The organism is Winogradskyella litorisediminis (genome assembly GCF_042675765.1).
In the GTDB taxonomy this organism is placed as follows: domain Bacteria; phylum Bacteroidota; class Bacteroidia; order Flavobacteriales; family Flavobacteriaceae; genus Winogradskyella; species Winogradskyella litorisediminis.
This window is the reverse complement of the sequence record NZ_JBHTJL010000003.1, coordinates 243,500-261,401: the sequence shown is the minus strand read 5'-3', so window position 1 is coordinate 261,401 and position 17,902 is coordinate 243,500. Positions and strand designations below refer to the sequence as shown.

Annotated in this window: 18 protein-coding genes; 9 read left to right on the top strand and 9 right to left on the bottom strand. The window is 33.7% G+C overall.

Features of this window, described 5'->3' with window-relative positions; all coding sequences use genetic code 11:
• Nucleotides 1-140: 140 nt before the first annotated feature.
• The 7 genes from aroC (at nucleotide 141) to ACFQ1Q_RS01280 (ending at nucleotide 7,154) form a co-directional block, all read left to right on the top strand.
• The gene (aroC, locus tag ACFQ1Q_RS01310) at nucleotides 141-1,211 is read left to right on the top strand and encodes a chorismate synthase (protein ID WP_386127175.1); all 1,071 of its coding nucleotides are present in this window, start codon (nucleotides 141-143) and stop codon (nucleotides 1,209-1,211) included.
• A 72-nt stretch (nucleotides 1,212-1,283) separates the two neighbouring features.
• A complete protein-coding gene (locus ACFQ1Q_RS01305; RefSeq protein WP_386127173.1) occupies nucleotides 1,284-2,609 on the top strand; it encodes a dicarboxylate/amino acid:cation symporter in 1,326 nt (441 codons plus the stop codon).
• Between the two features lie 140 nt (nucleotides 2,610-2,749).
• Nucleotides 2,750-3,787 carry a glutathione synthase gene (gshB, locus tag ACFQ1Q_RS01300; protein ID WP_386127171.1) on the top strand — a complete coding sequence of 346 codons (1,038 nt, stop codon included), beginning with the start codon at nucleotides 2,750-2,752 and terminating at the stop codon, nucleotides 3,785-3,787.
• Between the two features lie 77 nt (nucleotides 3,788-3,864).
• Complete coding sequence (locus ACFQ1Q_RS01295; RefSeq protein WP_386127169.1) at nucleotides 3,865-4,695, top strand: sulfurtransferase; 831 nt, start codon at nucleotides 3,865-3,867, stop codon at nucleotides 4,693-4,695.
• Between the two features lie 139 nt (nucleotides 4,696-4,834).
• Nucleotides 4,835-5,164 (top strand): hypothetical protein, encoded by a 330-nt coding sequence (locus ACFQ1Q_RS01290; RefSeq protein WP_386127167.1) that lies wholly within the window; start codon nucleotides 4,835-4,837, stop codon nucleotides 5,162-5,164.
• Nucleotides 5,161-5,997: an N-formylglutamate amidohydrolase gene (locus tag ACFQ1Q_RS01285; RefSeq protein ID WP_386127165.1), complete on the top strand. Its 837-nt coding sequence runs from the start codon at nucleotides 5,161-5,163 to the stop codon at nucleotides 5,995-5,997. The genes ACFQ1Q_RS01290 and ACFQ1Q_RS01285 overlap by 4 nt, the downstream gene beginning before the upstream one ends.
• The gene (locus ACFQ1Q_RS01280; RefSeq protein WP_386127163.1) at nucleotides 5,997-7,154 is read left to right on the top strand and encodes a flavohemoglobin expression-modulating QEGLA motif protein; all 1,158 of its coding nucleotides are present in this window, start codon (nucleotides 5,997-5,999) and stop codon (nucleotides 7,152-7,154) included. Before ACFQ1Q_RS01285 ends, ACFQ1Q_RS01280 begins: the two co-directional genes overlap by 1 nt.
• A gap of 258 nt (nucleotides 7,155-7,412) precedes the next feature.
• On the opposite strand, the gene ACFQ1Q_RS01275 is transcribed toward ACFQ1Q_RS01280, so the two are convergent.
• Together ACFQ1Q_RS01275 and ACFQ1Q_RS01270 are read right to left on the bottom strand one after the other, a co-directional pair.
• Nucleotides 7,413-7,832: a thiol-disulfide oxidoreductase DCC family protein gene (locus tag ACFQ1Q_RS01275; RefSeq protein WP_386127162.1), complete on the bottom strand. Its 420-nt coding sequence runs from the start codon at nucleotides 7,830-7,832 to the stop codon at nucleotides 7,413-7,415.
• The gene (locus ACFQ1Q_RS01270) at nucleotides 7,832-10,015 is read right to left on the bottom strand and encodes an endonuclease MutS2 (RefSeq protein ID WP_386127160.1); all 2,184 of its coding nucleotides are present in this window, start codon (nucleotides 10,013-10,015) and stop codon (nucleotides 7,832-7,834) included. Before ACFQ1Q_RS01270 ends, ACFQ1Q_RS01275 begins: the two co-directional genes overlap by 1 nt.
• Before the next feature lie 106 nt (nucleotides 10,016-10,121).
• Between ACFQ1Q_RS01270 and ACFQ1Q_RS01265 the strand changes: the two genes are divergently transcribed.
• A complete protein-coding gene (locus tag ACFQ1Q_RS01265) occupies nucleotides 10,122-10,796 on the top strand; it encodes a uracil-DNA glycosylase (protein WP_386127158.1) in 675 nt (224 codons plus the stop codon).
• Here ACFQ1Q_RS01265 and ACFQ1Q_RS01260 read toward each other — a convergent pair.
• The 7 genes from ACFQ1Q_RS01260 to ACFQ1Q_RS01230 all read right to left on the bottom strand — a co-directional run bounded on the left by ACFQ1Q_RS01260 (nucleotide 10,786) and on the right by ACFQ1Q_RS01230 (nucleotide 15,723).
• Nucleotides 10,786-11,391, bottom strand: coding sequence for a hypothetical protein (locus tag ACFQ1Q_RS01260; protein ID WP_386127156.1), 606 nt, complete (start codon nucleotides 11,389-11,391; stop codon nucleotides 10,786-10,788). The two genes, ACFQ1Q_RS01265 and ACFQ1Q_RS01260, sit on opposite strands and share 11 nt — an antisense overlap.
• Nucleotides 11,392-11,443: 52 nt before the next feature.
• A complete protein-coding gene (locus tag ACFQ1Q_RS01255; RefSeq protein WP_386127154.1) occupies nucleotides 11,444-12,304 on the bottom strand; it encodes a substrate-binding domain-containing protein in 861 nt (286 codons plus the stop codon).
• 8 nt (nucleotides 12,305-12,312) lie between these two features.
• Nucleotides 12,313-12,519, bottom strand: a complete 207-nt coding sequence (locus tag ACFQ1Q_RS01250) for a hypothetical protein (RefSeq protein WP_386127152.1) — start codon at nucleotides 12,517-12,519, stop codon at nucleotides 12,313-12,315.
• 4 nt (nucleotides 12,520-12,523) lie between these two features.
• Nucleotides 12,524-13,396 carry a nucleoside phosphorylase gene (locus ACFQ1Q_RS01245; RefSeq protein WP_386127151.1) on the bottom strand — a complete coding sequence of 291 codons (873 nt, stop codon included), beginning with the start codon at nucleotides 13,394-13,396 and terminating at the stop codon, nucleotides 12,524-12,526.
• A gap of 3 nt (nucleotides 13,397-13,399) precedes the next feature.
• Nucleotides 13,400-14,326 (bottom strand): DUF1835 domain-containing protein, encoded by a 927-nt coding sequence (locus tag ACFQ1Q_RS01240; RefSeq protein WP_386127149.1) that lies wholly within the window; start codon nucleotides 14,324-14,326, stop codon nucleotides 13,400-13,402.
• A gap of 5 nt (nucleotides 14,327-14,331) precedes the next feature.
• Nucleotides 14,332-14,661, bottom strand: a complete 330-nt coding sequence (locus ACFQ1Q_RS01235; RefSeq protein ID WP_386127147.1) for a translation initiation factor — start codon at nucleotides 14,659-14,661, stop codon at nucleotides 14,332-14,334.
• Between the two features lie 114 nt (nucleotides 14,662-14,775).
• Nucleotides 14,776-15,723, bottom strand: coding sequence for an isopenicillin N synthase family dioxygenase (locus ACFQ1Q_RS01230; RefSeq protein WP_386127145.1), 948 nt, complete (start codon nucleotides 15,721-15,723; stop codon nucleotides 14,776-14,778).
• Nucleotides 15,724-15,898: 175 nt separating this feature from the next.
• On the opposite strand from ACFQ1Q_RS01230, the gene ACFQ1Q_RS01225 reads away from it, so the two are divergent.
• Nucleotides 15,899-17,875, top strand: a complete 1,977-nt coding sequence (locus ACFQ1Q_RS01225) for an alpha-ketoacid dehydrogenase subunit alpha/beta (protein ID WP_386127143.1) — start codon at nucleotides 15,899-15,901, stop codon at nucleotides 17,873-17,875.
• The last annotated feature ends 27 nt before the right edge of the window (nucleotides 17,876-17,902 follow it).

The following is a 17,902-nucleotide window of genomic DNA, read 5'->3' as shown; positions in this document are numbered from 1 at the left end:
AAGGTTACTGTATAATTAACTCTTTATAAGGGAATTGTTATTAAAATGTTATCGAATTTAAGATTCACGCATAGCACAAATTTAATATTGCGTTTTTGTTTCTCTAAGATTACAATTACATTAGCGTAAAATAAATTGAAATGGCAGGAAATTCCTTCGGAAAACTATTTAAACTCACCACTTTTGGTGAATCTCATGGTAGAGCAATTGGTGGTATAATTGACGGTTGCCCTGCAGGAATAAAACTTGATTTTGAAGCCATACAACGCGAAATGAATCGTCGCAAACCTGGACAATCTAAAATTGTAACACAACGAAAAGAGCCAGACGAAGTTGAATTTTATTCAGGTATTTTTGAAGGACAAACAACAGGAACACCAATTGGTTTTTTAATCCACAATACCAATCAAAAATCGAAAGATTATTCACATATTAAAGATGTTTATAGACCAAGCCATGCCGATTATACGTACGACCAAAAATATGGTGTACGCGATTATCGTGGTGGCGGACGAAGTTCTGCAAGAGAAACCGCAAGTAGAGTAGTTGCTGGAGCTATTGCAAAGCAATTTATTAATCAAGTTAACATCAATGCATTTACATCCTCAGTTGGCGATATTTTTATCGACAAACCTTATCAAGATTTAGATTTTTCTAAAATTGAAGACAATGCAATCCGTTGCCCAGATGCAGCAACCGCAGAAAAGATGATTGCTAAAGTTACCGAAATAAAAAAACAAGGCGACACTATTGGAGGAACAATTACTTGTGTTATACAAAATGTACCTGCAGGTTTGGGTGAGCCTGTTTTTGATAAACTTCATGCCGAACTTGGTAAAGCCATGTTATCCATCAATGCTGTAAAAGGATTTGAATATGGAAGCGGTTTTTGCGGTGCCAGAATGAAAGGTAGCGACCATAACGATAAATTTAACGAAGATGGCTCAACGCAAACCAATTTATCTGGTGGTGTACAAGGCGGAATATCTAACGGAATGGACATTTATTTTCGAGTAGCTTTTAAGCCAGTTGCAACAACTCTACAAAAACAAGAAACCATTAATAGCTCAGGGGAAACCGTAGAGATGCAAGGCAAAGGCCGTCACGACCCATGTGTTGTGCCACGTGCCGTACCTATTGTTGAAGCTATGGCAGCGTTGGTTATTGCAGATTATATGCTGTTGAGACGTACTGAAACTACTAAATGGTAAATTATAATTTAAAACAATAAACTTTGTCGGAATTTCTTTCTTTAGAAAGATTTCTGAAAGGTAAAACGACTTATGAAAAAACTCGCATTACACTGGAAAATCATCATCGGAATGGTTCTTGGAATCATTTTCGGATTTATCATGAATTCTGTAAACGGACAACAATTTGTAACCGATTGGATTGCACCGTTTGGTAAGATTTTCATTAATCTTCTCAAGCTAATTGCGGTTCCTTTAATACTAGCATCTTTAATAAAAGGAATTTCAGATTTAAAAGATATTTCTAAAATTAAAAGCATGGGATTACGGACTATCGGAATCTATGTGGCAACTACTTTAGTAGCTATTGTAATTGGCTTGTCGATTGTAAATATTGTAAAGCCTGGCGCTGGAATGCCTGCGGAAACAATTGAGAATATCAAACAAAAATATGAGAATGATGCTGGTGTTACAGATAAATTGATGAAAGCCAGTGCTCAAAAAGATGCTGGACCTTTACAAGCATTGGTTGATATTTTTCCAAGTAATATCTTTCAGTCAATGGCAGATGCAAGTATGTTACAGGTCATTTTCTTTGCGCTTTTTGTTGGAATTTGCTTGTTGTTGATTGGAGAGAAGAAAGCCAAACCCATGATTGATATTTTTGATTCTCTCAATGAAGTCGTCATGAAAATGGTAGATTTAATCATGCTTTTTGCACCGTATGCAGTTTTCGCACTAATGGCAAACGTTATTATTGCTTTTGACGATACAACAATTCTTGTAAAACTTCTTCAATATGCATTTTGCGTGGTTGGTGGCTTGGTTTTAATGATTGGTTTTTATCTTTTACTAGTCAGCGTTTATGCCAAAAAATCACCAATGTGGTTTTTAAATAAAATTAGTCCGGCACAATTATTAGCATTTTCTACTAGTAGTAGTGCAGCGACATTGCCGGTAACTATGGAACGTGTGGAAGAACATTTGGGTGTAGACAAAGAAGTGTCTGGTTTTGTTTTACCAGTTGGTGCTACTGTAAATATGGACGGAACAAGTTTATACCAAGGAATTGCAGCCGTTTTTATCATGCAAGTAATTTGGCCTGAAGGTTTAACATTTACCAATCAAATGGTTATCATTTTTACAGCTTTATTAGCGTCAATTGGTTCTGCAGCAGTACCAAGCGCTGGTATGGTAATGTTGGTTATTGTTTTAGAATCTATAGGTTTTCCCGCAGAATTATTACCTATTGGTTTGGCCTTAATCTTTGCAGTAGATAGACCTTTGGACATGTGCAGAACTGTTGTTAATGTTACTGGTGATGCAACAGTGTCAATGTTGGTGGCAAAGTCTCTTGGAAAACTTCATGATAACCCAAAACCAAAAGAGTGGGATGACCATTATGAGGAAGTAAAATAAGTAAACAACTTTTTTTAAAAGAGCAAATAACCATACTTGAGGCAATCAAAGAGTTGACTTAGCATAAATTTCTTTCATAATTTCATAGAAAAAAGAAAAGTTAGTATCTTTTCACTTCATACTAAAACCAACCGAAAACTATGAATATTTGCTTTATCATGTATCCTTGGGAAAAAATTGACCCAGAAAACGATACGAGTTTAGCCTTAATTAAAGAATGTGTAAAACGTGGTCATGGTGTTGCCATGTGCTCACCAGCAAACCTTACAATACGAGATAGCGTAACTAATGCCTTTTGTACGGTAGTTGGCCGAATGGATAAAGTACCGGCATCATTAAAAGCGTTTTATAATAAAGCGAATTTAAGGGAAGAAATGTTGCCGCTTGCTGGGTTTGATGCTATTTTCTTTAGAGCAAATCCGCCGCTAGATCCATTAATGCTTAACTTTTTAGATTCTGTTAAAGATGATGTGTTTATCGTAAATTCCCTTCAAGGCATGCGCGAAGCCAATAACAAATTATACACTGCTGCTTTTGGAGATGCGCACAGCAATATTATTCCTAACACGCATGTATCAAAAAATAAAGAATACTTAGTTCAGCAAATTAAAGATTCAAAGTCAGATAAAATGATTTTGAAACCTTTAAATGGATTTGGTGGTTCTGGAGTTATTTTAATTGAAAAATCAGCGATGAATAATATAAATTCACTTTTAGATTTTTATATAAGTGCTGGTGATGGCGAATCTAATTACGTTATACTTCAAGATTATATTGAAGGTGCCGATAAAGGTGATGTCCGTATTTTGTTGCTAAATGGTGAACCTGTTGGTGCCATGAGACGTGTTCCTGGTAATGATGACCATCGCTCAAATGTTTCTGCTGGTGGTTCTGTACAAAGACATACGCTTACTAAAGAAGAAAAAGCTTTATGTAAGCAAATAGGGCCAAAATTGGTAAAAGATGGCTTATATTTTGTAGGAATTGATGTTATCGGTGGAAAATTAGTTGAAGTTAATGTTATGTCACCTGGCGGAATAACCTACATTAACAAAGTCTATAAAAACAAGCGTAAGGTCGAAGAAAAAGTAATTGATTTCTTAGAAAGTAAAGTCTTAGATAATCTCGAAGCTTTTAATCGAAGAACACGCCTGCGAAAAACAGTTGAAGACGCTTAATTGTATTAGTAATTTACCGTCGTCATTTTCAGTTTTACTAACGTGTTGAAACGCTTAAATAATATTATCCGCTTTACATGAATAATATAAAATTTAAATCTCCTTTAGTTTCAGCAGAATGGCTTCAAAAACACATTGAAGCTGAAAATCTTTTGGTTTTAGATGCAACTATTCCTAAGGTTTCAGGTGCAATTTTAAATGATGAATTGGGTTACATTCCAAAATCACAATTCTTCGATATTAAGCAAAAATTTAGTGACGTTTCAGCTGAACTTCCTAACACACTGCCAAGCCTAGAACAATTTCAACTTGAAGCTCGTAAATTAGGCATAAATAATTCATCGGCAATTGTAGTTTATGACCAGCACGGTATTTATTCTTCTGCACGAGCTTGGTGGTTTTTTAAATATTTTGGTCATGAAAACGTTGCTGTTTTAGATGGTGGATTGCCCGAGTGGATTTCTAAAGGCTTTCAAACTGTAAACGACTATCAATTGAAATTTGAAAAAGGAGATTTTAAAGCAAATATAAATTCAAAATTATTTACACATTTTGAAGGGGTTTGTGAATTTTCTAACGATAAAAACACACAAATTTTTGATGCACGTTCAGCTAAACGTTTTAAAGGCGAAACTCCTGAGCCTCGAGAAGGTTTACCAAGCGGAACCATTACAAACTCATTAAATTTACCTTTTACTGATTTATTAGACGGTAATACATTGAAATCTAAAGACGCATTAAAATCAATATTCAGTCAATTTCAAATTGATAATAAAAAATTAGTATTTAGTTGTGGTTCAGGAATTACGGCTTGCAATCTTGCATTAGGCGCTACAATTGCAGGTTATAAAGATTTAGTTGTATACGATGGTTCTTGGACGGAATATGGTACATTAAAAAAAGAATGACTATATGATGCCTTAGGCATTGGTTAAGACAAAAATAATTTTGTCGAAATCACTTTGCATTGCAAATCGTAAGGTTAAGGTTTTAATTGGACTCAACGAGGCAATGAATAAGCTTAAACAAATGGAATAAATTGAAATTATGGAAGTACCAAATTGGACAAAAGACGAGCTTATTGCATACACTTTATTGTACGCTGCACATTCAGACTTTAAGGAAGATAATCACGAACGAAACGTTATTATTTCAAAGGTGGATATGCAAACATTTCAAAAAGTGCACGAGGAATTTTCTGATGATAACGATTATCAAAGTATTCAAAAAATATTGGCTTCCGTTAAGCATCACAATTATTCAATACAAAATTTTAATCAACTCTTGGCAGACATCAAAGCCTTATTTTTTGCTGATGGCGATTTTGATATCCGTGAGCATTCAATGTTATTATTCTTAAAACGTATTTTAAAATGAAATTACAACGACTTTCATTAGCAGAAATTATAAATAATATTGAAAACGAATTTTGTTTTCATGCCGTTTCTGATGATTATTCTTTTACATTAAAAATTGAAAGTTATGTACATTATGCTTGTGCTGCAGTACATGATGGTCATCAGTTTAGAAAAGAATTATGGGATAATTGTTTGCATACCGAATATGAACGATGGTACGAAGAAGACCCAGAAACTAAAAGGATGGTTGCGTCGCACCCAATTGTTCTGGCTGCATGCGATTCTCGATTTGAATATGACCTTAATCGCGACCCAGAAAATGCGGTTTTTGATACAGCTTGGGGAAAACAACTGTGGAAATCACCCTTAGATGCCTCAGAAAAGGAACATAGTTTAAAAAAACATTCAAACTTTTATAAAGTTGTAGAAGCATTAATATCCAAACTCGAAGAAAAATTTGAGATTTGTATCGTTTATGATATGCACAGTTACAATTGGAAGCGTTGGGATAGAGAAGTGCCAACTTGGAATTTGGGTACATCAAATATTGATAATGAGCGTTTTGGAAACGAAGTTGAATCATGGCGAGTAACTTTGGCTTCCATTAATTTACCTCATGGTATAAAGCAAACTTCAAAAATAAATGACACTTTTCAAGGCAATGGTTATTTTCTAAAATTCATAACAAATAATTTTAAAAATACCTTAGTTTTGGCAACCGAAATCGCAAAAGTTTATTGCGATGAATATGAGCAAATCATATATCCTGAAGTGGTCGATGCCGTAGCACAACAGCTTAAATTTTTATTACCAAAGCATGCTTCAGAATTTTACAATACACATCATAATTAATGTCTCAAATAAAAACAACATTAGAGTTTCAGAATATATTTGATATTGATTCTAATCTTGATAGATTGGTAAAAAATATCGAATTACTTAATTACATCAATCCGCTAAATATTGCTGCGGAAAAAAAGAAGTTTTTTACTTCAAAATATACATACGAGCCAGAATTTAAGTATCGTAAAATTAAATTTAATGGGTATAAGTTACATCGGTTGTTTTTCTCTCAGCGTTTAGAACGTATTGAAGACGATGATATTAGACAATTGTATGAAGATATTATTTATGAATATTCGGGTTTAATTGAGTGTATTGAAACTATTGGACAAGGACGTAAATTCTATTTCAATAGCTTAAAAAGCTTTGGTACACCAACTGAAAATGATATTGATAATGCAAAATTTATATTACGATTCGACCCAAATGATGACGCAGATTTAGAACCAATCCATGATACGGATTATGCCATTAATTATTTTGAAAATTATGCCAAACGTTATGATTTTAAATATAACTTAAAAACGAGCAATAATATCTCGGCAGCTGCTATGGTTTTAAATAATACGCAAACGTTGGTATTAAAGAAAAATCATAAGTTTAGTAAAAATCAGCTTCAGGTTTTAGCAAATCATGAAATTGGCGTTCATATGGTCACTACATTTAATGGGTTATCTCAGCCATTAAAATTGTTTTCAAACGGCTTTCCTAATAATGTTGAAACTCAAGAAGGATTAGCGGTATATGCCGAGTATATGAGCGATTCTTTAACAATGGACCGTTTACGCGAATTGTCTTTTAGAGTTATAGCCGCAGATAGTTTAAGTAAAGGTTACAGTTTCGCTGATACCTTTGATTTATTACACAGAAATCATAAATTAGAAAGAAACAAAGCTTTTAGTATTACGCAACGTATTCATCGTGGTGGTGGATTTACAAAAGATTTTTTATACTTAACGGGTTTAAGAAACGTATATCAATATGCAAAAAAAGGAAACGACTTAGGAAAACTTTTAATGGGAAAAGTCAGTATGTCTTACGAACCAACTATTGAAAAGTTATTGGATGTTGGTTTAGCTATAAACCCAATACATTATACTGATGCTTACGAACAAAATAATAATAGCAATCCAAATTTAGATTTTATCCTTAATAGTTTAAAATAAAAACCTCAAAGTCAGTCACTCAATCATCATTTGTAAAATAAAGCTATTAATTGGGTAGACTTGCCAAATTAATAGAGTTCGATTCGTTCCTCACTAACAGAAGTAAGGCTCAAACTAAAAGACCAACTTTGAGGTTTCGTTAACCAACCATTAACTTTAAACTCTTTTTAAAAGTAGAAATTTAGTTGAGATTCTAAAACTCATACTGAGTAAATAATCCTTTTGAGTGAGTAAAACTGATGTTTTAATAAGTAAGACTTAATCCAAAAACTTAGCCTTTAATTCTGGAGTAGGAATCATACAAGATTCCTTTTTGCCATACCATTTATAACGGTTTTTAGCAATAAAATCGTAAACCCAATTACGAATCGAAGCAGGAACGATTAAAAACCCAGAAAGTAGTTTTGTTGGATAAGATAACAGTTTTGCGACTTTAAGTGCTGCCGTAGATTTACTGTAAATTTTTTGTTCTGAAGGATTATAAAGAATTATAGAATCAGTTTCTGTAGTATCAATATTAAACTCATTTATAATTTGCTCACCAATGTTGCTCTGTAATGGTGCGAACAAGAAAAGATTTTTTTTATCTCGTTTTATAACATACAAAACACTGCTGTTGCAAAGGTTGCAAACACCATCAAATAAAATAAGTTGTTTATCTTTTGGTACGCCTTTCATTATTTTTTTGCTTCAACTAATTCTAGTAAATCAACATTCACATTTGTGGTAAACATACCATAATTTACTATAGCTTTTCCTTTTTCAAATTTATCTATGCTACCAATCGCTCTACCATCGTGCATTCGTACGCGGTCGCCAATTTTTAAAACGGGTTTTGGTGGAGCTGGTTTTTCTTTCTCTTTTTGTTTGGCTTCTTTTTTCTTTTTTCTAATTACTTCAACCTTCTTTTCGGCTTCCTTTTTTATTTGCTCTTCTTTTGCTTTTTCGGCACGTTTCTGTTTGGCAGAAACTTTCTTTTTCTTGGAATTTTCAATTTGAACCAACCGGAATAATTCCGACATTAATTCGCGTTTTTTGTTATTATTCTGAAATTTATCTGCTAAATCATTCACCTTCTGTCCAAGGTAAATGAGTCGCTGATTGCTGTCATATAACTCTTGATAGCTTTCTAATTTTTTTTGAACTTTTTGATTTATCTCTTCAAGTTTATCAGCTTCTGTTTGTTTTTTCTTTTCATTGGCTTTTAGAGATTGTTCGGTCTTTTCTAGTCGGCTTCGTTGTTTTTGAAGCTTTGCAATCGTAGCATCAAAACGGACTTTACCGCGCTCAATCTTTTTCTTTGCTTTGTTAATTAAACTATACGGAATACCGTTTTTCTGAGCGACTTCAAACGTAAATGAACTTCCGGCTTGACCGATAACTAATTTGTAAATTGGTTCCAACGTTCGTTCGTTGAATAGCATATTCGCGTTGCGCATGTACGGCAGTTCGTTAGCCAACAATTTTAAGTTGGAGTAGTGCGTTGTTATTATTCCGAAGGCTTTTCGGTCATAAAAAACTTCTAAAAATGTTTCAGCTAAAGAACCACCTAATTCTGGGTCAGAGCCTGTACCAAATTCATCTATTAAAAACAGTGTATTTTTATTACATTTCCTCAAAAAATAGTTCATCTGTTTTAAGCGGTAACTATAGGTGCTTAAGTGATTTTCTATAGATTGATTGTCACCAATATCACTCAAAATCCTATCAAATAAAAACATTTTACTACGCTCATGAACAGGTACTAGAAGTCCACTTTGTAACATGACTTGCAATAAACCAACAGTTTTTAGTGTGATACTTTTTCCACCAGCATTTGGCCCAGAAATCACGATAATCCGTGCATCATCTTTTAAACCAATCGTTTGTGGAAAGGTTTTTTCGCCTTTCTCAGTATTGGTTAAATAGAGTAGTGGATGATAAGCATCTCGCAGAAACATTTCACGTTCCTCAGAGATTTCTGGTAGAATCGCATTCATGCTACGCGCATATTTTGCTTTCGCAGAAATGAGGTCTATTTTAGTAAGAAAAGATTGATATTTTTCTAATAGCGGCAAGAACAAACGAATGTAATCGGTTAATTCTTTTAGAATTTTAATGACTTCTTCTTGCTCTTCATACACCAAATTATTCAGCTCTCGTGAATGTTGAAGTGTCGTTTCTGGCTCAATATAAACAATGCTTCCCGTTTTACTGCCGCCCATAATAGCGCCTTTCACTTTGCGGCGATACATGGATTTTACGGCAAGTACACGTTTGTTTTCTACTACGGATTCTCTGATCTCATCCAAATATTCGAGATTGTGGTATTTATTTAAGGCTGAAGCAAAACTTGTATTTATTTTTGTGCGCAAACTTGCAATCGATTTTCTAATGACCGAAAGCGCTGACGAGGCATTATCTTTAATATCTCCAAAGCGGTCTACAACAATATCAACCTGCTCAATAATAGTTGTCGTATGCTCAATGGGTTGAGATAATAGGTATAAACTCTCGTAATATTCTTTAAATTTCTTCAAGAATGTGAGTATAGTATTTACAGTTAAAGATGTGCTGACAATTTTCTGTAGACTCAGCACTTCTAAATATGTGTTTTCTATATTGAGAAGTTTAATTTCTTTGCTTAAATCTTCAAACCCGTGATTTGGTATGCGATTGTCATTATCAAAAGACGATAAATATTCATTAGTGTAGGCCAATTCTTTTTTTAGAATTTCAGCATTTTCAAAGGGTGAAATAGCTAATGCGGCTTCTTTTCCGAGGTTAGTAATACAATGTTCACTTAATTGCGATTGTACAGTGCCAAACTCAAGGTCATCTAAAGTTTTTTGGTGAATATTTATAGTTCTGTCTTTACTCAAAATTGTTTTGTAATAGCGGAATTTAAAAACAAAGTTACATCAAAATACTATTTAAGACCTAATACATTAAGAGGCATTTTTGACTCTAAAATTTTATCTTTGTATTATGAACGTATCCATTGACCAAAGCTGGAAAAAATATCTTATTTCTGAATTTGAAAAGCCCTATTTTAAAGACTTAGTCGCTTTTGTAAAACAGGAATACAGCACTAATACCTGTTACCCAAAAGGCGGAGACATTTTTAACGCTTTTAACCATTGTACGTTTGAAAACTTAAAAGTTGTTATCATTGGTCAAGACCCTTATCATGGGCCAAATCAAGCTAATGGTCTATGTTTTTCTGTGAATGATGGCATTTCGCATCCACCATCTTTAATAAATATTTTTAAAGAATTACAGGCAGACTTTAATATGCTTTATCCAAAAAGTGGAAATTTAATGCCTTGGGCAGACCAAGGTGTGTTGTTGTTAAATGCGACATTAACTGTAAGAGCGCATGAAGCAGGAAGTCATCAGAAAAAAGGTTGGGAAACGTTTACAGATGAAGTAATTAATGTTGTAAGTGACCAGAAAGAGAATGTAGTTTTTTTACTTTGGGGCGGATTTGCAAAAAAGAAAGCAAAGCTGATTGATAAAACAAAACATCATATTTTAACTTCTGGGCATCCCTCGCCATTAAGCGCTAATCGCGGCTATTGGTTTGGAAATAAACATTTCAGTGAAACGAATTCGATTTTAAGAGATTTAGGAAAATCTGAAATTGATTGGACTATTCAATAACCTGAAACTCATAAGCACCTTCAGCATTTGCGTTTTCGATGCTGGTTCTTAACTCTACAAAACCTAATTCATAAACGCCGCCAGAAATAATTACTTGCGTAAAATCATTAAATCCAAAACGTGAATTTGCCAGAAAAAAAGTGCCGCTTTCTCTTAAGTTAATTGAAAATCGACTTCTAAAACTATGAGTTGTTTCGTCATAAAACGCTCTAACAAGGTTGAATTGGCTGTTAACTTCCACCTGACCGAAATCATTAGTAACTGCGTCTTGTGTTAGTGAAATAGGCGATAAGGTACCAAATCCAGTTTCTTTAAAAAGAGATACATCAAATTGAAGAAACGCATCTTCTAAACTATCATTATAAAACAAATCTGTTAGCAAAATAGTTTCACCTGAAGTTGTTGTCTGACTATTGTTTATAGTGGTTTCAATAACAATACTCTCATTTAAATTAAAAGTAGTTTCACTATTTTCAACTTGAATAAGATTTTCATTTTCAATAAAAATTGTAGGTCCAAAATCATTTTCTTCTGGGCAACATAAAGATGCACACAGAGAAATTGTAACCATAAAAAGAAGTGAAGATAGTTTCATAGACTTGATTTCTTCCTAGATGGATTATTTGCAGAAAGATTGCGTAATAAATCTATAATTTATAAACCAAATCATCATACTTCCACTTTTCGTCAATAATATTTAAATCGAAAAGTTGGTTTTGCACTTTTGTCAGTGTTTTTTCATCAATTAATTCTTGTGACCATTCGGTAAGTGATAACCATTCTTGCACATCTTCTAATTCTTGTCCGTAACGATTCGCAATGGTTCTGTCTATACTTGGAATATGTTTAAATTCTGAAGTCGTGCTGTTGACGATATCTAAAATGGTTTTCACATCATCTTTATTAGACTTTAAAAACTCGTTCCTCACAGCAATAACAAAGCATGGCCAAGGCGAAGGACAATTGCCAATACGTCTAAACGTACCATCATCAACCAATGGTTTTGTGGTAAATTTTTCCCACATAAAATAATCTGCATCACCATTAGTAAGACCTTCGACTGCACCATCAAGATTTTTTATGACTTCAAACTTGAGGTCTTTTTCCAAATTCCAACCGTTATTTTGGGCATTAACGTAAGCCATTAAATGTGATCCCGAGCCATAACGACTAATTGCAGCGCGAGTACCTTTTATATCTTCTAAGGTTTTAAATTTTGATTTGGCAGCAACATGAATTCCCCAAATTAATGGCGATTTCGTAAATGTTTGTACAATTTTAGATGGATTACCTGCGATAATGTCTTTAACGATACCTTCGGTAAGAATTACTGCCATATCAATACTACCGTCACGTAATGCTTTACACATTTGGCCGGTTCCGCCATGATAATCGTGCCATCGTAAGTTGATGTTTTCAGCTTTATACTCGCCATTTTTAAGTCCAAGATACCAAGCTAAATTAAAATGCTCTGGAACGCCACCAATATTTATTTGTCTAGAATCCACTTCTATATTTAATTTCGTTTTTGTTTGTTTTGAAAGAAATTTAGCAATAACACCGTTATACAAATTCCCCAAATAATAAATAATTCTGTTCTAAAAACTCGTGCATTGTCAATGCCTATAAACCAATATATGAGCGTTCTAAACGCTGTTGCTATTAATACAATTACAGAAATGACGCTGAATATATTAAGTAGCCTATTTACGTTCTTTGACATTATACTATAAATTTGAAATTTTATCCAATGTGAATGTTATTAAGTCTTCAACCACTTTTTTTGGGTGATTGCTAAACGTACCATTTGCACGGTTGGCAATAATAGCATTTAGCGATATAGCCTCATGACCCATTAATTTTGAAAGTCCATAGATTGCAGAGGTTTCCATTTCTAAATTTGTTACTCTAAAATCACGATATTTAAAACTATCAATCTTAGAATTTAAGTTTTCATCTTGAAGTGGCAAGCGTAACACACGACCTTGTGGTGCGTAAAATCCGCCAGCAGTTGCCGTCATTCCTTTAAAGATCACATCGCTATTAAAATGCATTTGCAAGAAATCACTTCCGCCAATGACCAAAGGTTTTGATTTATTTTCGCTCCAATTGGTTTGTTTGATGAATTCTGCTTCAATTTCAGGATTTGTAATACCTTCAACTTGATAAGCATGAAGCATTCCGTTTAAATCTAGAGCATATTCGCTAACTAGAAAAGAATCTATAGGAATATCAGCTTGCAATGAGCCAGAAGTTCCAATTCTTATAATATTTAAACTAGTTAATATTTGTTTTGGTTGTCTTGAAACAAAATCTATGTTAACAAGCGCATCTAGTTCGTTCAAAACAATATCGATATTATCTGGTCCAATACCTGTTGAAATTACAGAAATACGTTTGCCATTGTAACTTCCTGTCTGAGTTTTAAACTCACGCTTTTGAGTTGTGAATTCAATACTATCAAAATGCTTTGTAACTTTTTCTACTCGGTCTTGGTCACCCACAAAAATGATAGTTTCTGCAATGTTTTCTGGTTTTAAATTTAAATGATAAACACTACCGTCAGGGTTTAATATAAGTTCGGAGTCTTTTATAGACATTTGTTATTTCTTTATAAGTTTATTTTCTGTTGTACTAAAAACAAAATCTAAGCGGTTTATTCCTCCAAAAGCAATATTATTATCTATTTCATTCAAATAGTTTTTTTCACCATTTAGAGCTTTTAAACCTTCAGAATTTAAAGTAAGAACGTTACCGGATTCGTCAAATAAAAATGATAGTTTTTCAATCATTCGTCTAAACTGAATATCTCCAAAACCATAATAACCTTGATAATTTAAGCAATAACCAAGAAGATGATTTTTTGATTTAATATTCTTTTCATTTATTAACTTTAGGATGTTTTCTTCTATAGTACAAAGTCCAGTTTTTGCATTAGGAAAGCGTTTGGAATGTGCTTTTAAACAATTGGTCAGATATTTAAAATTTGATTTTTTAGTAATATAAGGCTTCAAAATATTATGGTCTGTGCCGCAGTAAGTGCGCCATATGGCAATTGCCATATCTTTATCGTCTTTTTGAAGTAAAATTTTATTATCGTAATGTGTTTTTAGTTGTTGTGTTGTAAGTTCTGATAATCCTTTTAAGAGTTTCTCGCCATCAATATATCCGCTACAGATAAGATAAATTGGTTTTTTTATGTTTTTTTGATGTAATAAATTAATAGCTGCAATAAGATTGATGTGACAAAACAAATCATACTCAAACCACAAATTAATTTCATTGTAATCATCTGCATTCTCCAAAATTTTTAAATCCGCATTAAACGTGTAATCCGATAATTTAATATTGTAAGTTTCGTTTAAAAACGCTCGTCGCTTTTCAAAAAAATCTTCAGAATCTATAAGTGGAACTACAGGACCTTCACACAACATTTCACGCCAAGTGAATATATCACCCTCAAAATTTAGTTCGTTGAGATAATTTGTCAGGCTATCGCCATTTGTGATATGTAAGATGTTTTTGGCCATAAAACTTAGCCGCCAACACGTTTTACATTAAACCCTTTTTCTTTGAGCATTGCCATGATTTTGTCTCTATAGTCACCTTGAATAATTATTTTATCATCTTTAAAACTACCACCGACACTCAGTTTCTGTTTTAACTCTTTCGCCAATTTTTTAAAATTTTCCGTAGCGCCTGTATAACCTTCTAGTATAGTTATTGGTTTCCCTTTACGTTTTTCGTATTTACAAATTATTGGGTCGTCTTGCAACCAAATATCAGAAGTTTCGTCTGTTTTATTTTCTGAAACTTCAGGCACGTGTTCTGGAAAAAGGTTTTTGAGTTGATCTTGTAAATCCATAAAAGCTCTTTTAATTTCTCCAAAGGGGAAAAATTGTTACACAAGCAGTCTGAGTGTTTATTTCCATATGAGTGAGTATTTCCTCCCTTTGGGAGGATTAAGGTGTTTTTTTTTTTATTTTTTTAAACCTAAATCTCGTAAACGCTCATCTAAAAATTCTCCAGCTGTAATGTCATCGTATTGTTTTGGATTATTTTCATCTATGCAGCTTTCTAAAACATCAAGTTTCATTTCGCTTACTGGATGCATAAAAAACGGGATAGAGTAGCGGCTAGTTCCCCATAATTCTCTTGGTGGATTAACCACACGATGAATTGTCGATTTTAACTTATTATTAGTATGTCTCGATAACATATCACCAACATTAATCATCAATTCATCTGGCTCAGCAATGGCATCAATCCATTCGCCTTTATGATTTTGCACTTGCAATCCACGACCTTGCGCACCCATTAAAAGTGTAATTAAATTAATATCACCGTGAGCAGCTGCACGAACAGCGTTTTCTGGTTCTTCTAAAATTGGTGGGTAATGTATTGGTCTTAAAATAGAATTTCCATTATGAATATAATTATCAAAATAAGTTTCTTCTAAACCGACATGCAATGCTAATGCACGTAACACATATTTAGCAGTTTCTTCAAGTTTTCTGTATGCTTTTTTTCCAACTTCATTAAACTTAGGAAGCTCTTTAACTTCAACATTTTCAGGATACTCTTTTCTGCGTTCTTCATCATCTTCAACGTACTGACCAAAATGCCAGAATTCCTTTAAATCGCCTTCTTTTTTACCTTTAGCACTCTCTTTACCAAACGAAATATAGCCACGTTGTCCGCCAATACCTTCGATCTCGTATTCACGCTTTTTCTCAACAGGCAAATCAAAAAAGTTTTTGACTTCGCTATAAAGTTCATCAACTAATGCATCGTCCAAAAAATGACCCTTTAAAGCTACAAAGCCAATATCCTCATAGGCTTTACCAATTTCATTAATAAATTTTTGTTTTCTATTTGGGTCACCCGACAAAAAATCTTTCAGGTCTACGCTAGGTATTCTGTCCATGTTATAACGTTTTATTTATTTGATGTAATCACAAATTTAATGAAAAGCCTTTAAAATTGGGATATTTTGAAGAATAAAAATGAAAGCTGTAACGAAGTGATTTCTTGTTAAATTAATTACATTTGAAATACCAACTAAATGTTTTGCTTAATTGCCGAACACAATACCAAAATCAATGAAATTTGATAAACAAAATCTATCAAAAAGTACACTTTTAGATTTATACTATAATATGCTCAAACCTCGATTAATAGAGGAAAAAATGCTTATTTTATTGCGACAAGGAAAAATCTCAAAATGGTTTTCTGGTATTGGACAAGAAGCCATTTCTGTTGGTGTTACTTTGGCTATGCGAGACGAAGAATACATTTTACCAATGCACCGAAATTTAGGTGTATTTACAACCCGTAAAATTCCGCTATTTCGTTTGTTTTGTCAATGGCAAGGTAAAGCCAGTGGTTTTACTAATGGTCGCGACCGGTCGTTTCATTTTGGTACGCAAGAGTATAATATTGTTGGAATGATTTCGCATCTCGGTCCACAATTAGGTGTTGCAGATGGTATTGCGTTGGCAAATGTATTACAGAAAAATAAGAAAGTCACTGCTGTATTTACAGGTGAAGGTGGTACAAGTGAAGGTGATTTTCATGAAGCCTTAAATGTGGCTTCGGTTTGGCAATTGCCAGTGCTATTCTGTATTGAGAACAATGGTTATGGCTTATCTACACCGACAAAAGAGCAATACAATTGTGAGCATTTGGCCGATAGAGGAAAAGGCTACGGCATGGAGTCTCATATTATCGATGGCAATAATATTTTAGAAGTTTACAATACACTTTCGGAATTAGCTGAAGATATCCGAAATAATCCGCGTCCAGTTTTAATTGAGTTTAAAACCTTTAGAATGCGTGGTCATGAAGAAGCGAGTGGCACAAAATATGTTCCGCAAGATTTGATGGATGCTTGGGCAGAAAAAGACCCAATTTCTAACTTTGAAGAATTCTTAAAATCTGAAGGGGTTTTAACCGAAGACATTAAGCAGAAATTTGAAAGCGAAATAAAGACTGAAATTGATGATGCTTTAGATCAAGCTTATGCGGAAGAAAACATAATTCCGAATTTAACTACTGAATTAAATGACGTTTACAAACCGTATAATTATCAAGAAGTTAGCAAAGGTTTTGAAGTTGAAGAAAAACGATTAATTGATGCTATATCTGATGGTTTAAAACAGTCTATGGAACGTCATGATAATCTTGTAATTATGGGTCAAGATATTGCCGAATATGGTGGTGTTTTTAAAATTACAGATGGTTTTGTCGAGCAATTTGGAAAAGAGCGTGTGCGTAACACACCAATTTGCGAATCTTCCATTGTTGAAGCTGGAATGGGATTATCCATTGCAGGAATGAAAGCCGTTGTAGAAATGCAATTTGCCGATTTTGTGAGTTCTGGTTTTAATCCAATAGTAAATTATTTAGCAAAATCGCATTACCGTTGGGCACAACACGCCGATGTTGTGATACGAATGCCTTGTGGTGCAGGCGTTGCTGCTGGACCATTTCACTCACAAACTAACGAAGCTTGGTTTACCAAAACGCCAGGTCTTAAGGTAGTTTATCCGGCATTTCCTGCTGATGCGAAAGGATTGTTGGCTACGGCGATTAATGACCCAAATCCTGTGTTATTTTTTGAGCATAAGGCTTTATACAGAAGTATACGAGAAGATGTACCGACAGATTATTACACCTTACCTTTAGGAAAAGCATCACTTTTAAGAACTGGAAATGATATTACCATCATTACTTATGGTGCTGGCGTGCATTGGGCTTTAGAAACACTTAAAAACAATCCTGAAATCTCAGCAGATTTAATTGATTTACGTTCATTACAGCCTTTAGATAAAGACGCGATTATTGATTCAGTTAAGAAAACAAACAAAGCTATAATTCTGCAAGAAGACTCTCTGTTTGGCGGTATCGCGAGTGATTTATCTGCAATGCTAATGGAAGCCTGTTTTGAATATTTAGACGCACCAGTAAAACGAGTGGCAAGTTTAGAAACACCAATTCCTTTTGAAAGTGAATTGGAACAACAATATTTGGCGAAAGGCAGGTTTGAAGAAGCTCTTAAAAAATTACTTAAATATTAATCTGAAAAAATGTCAGAAAAACTGCAA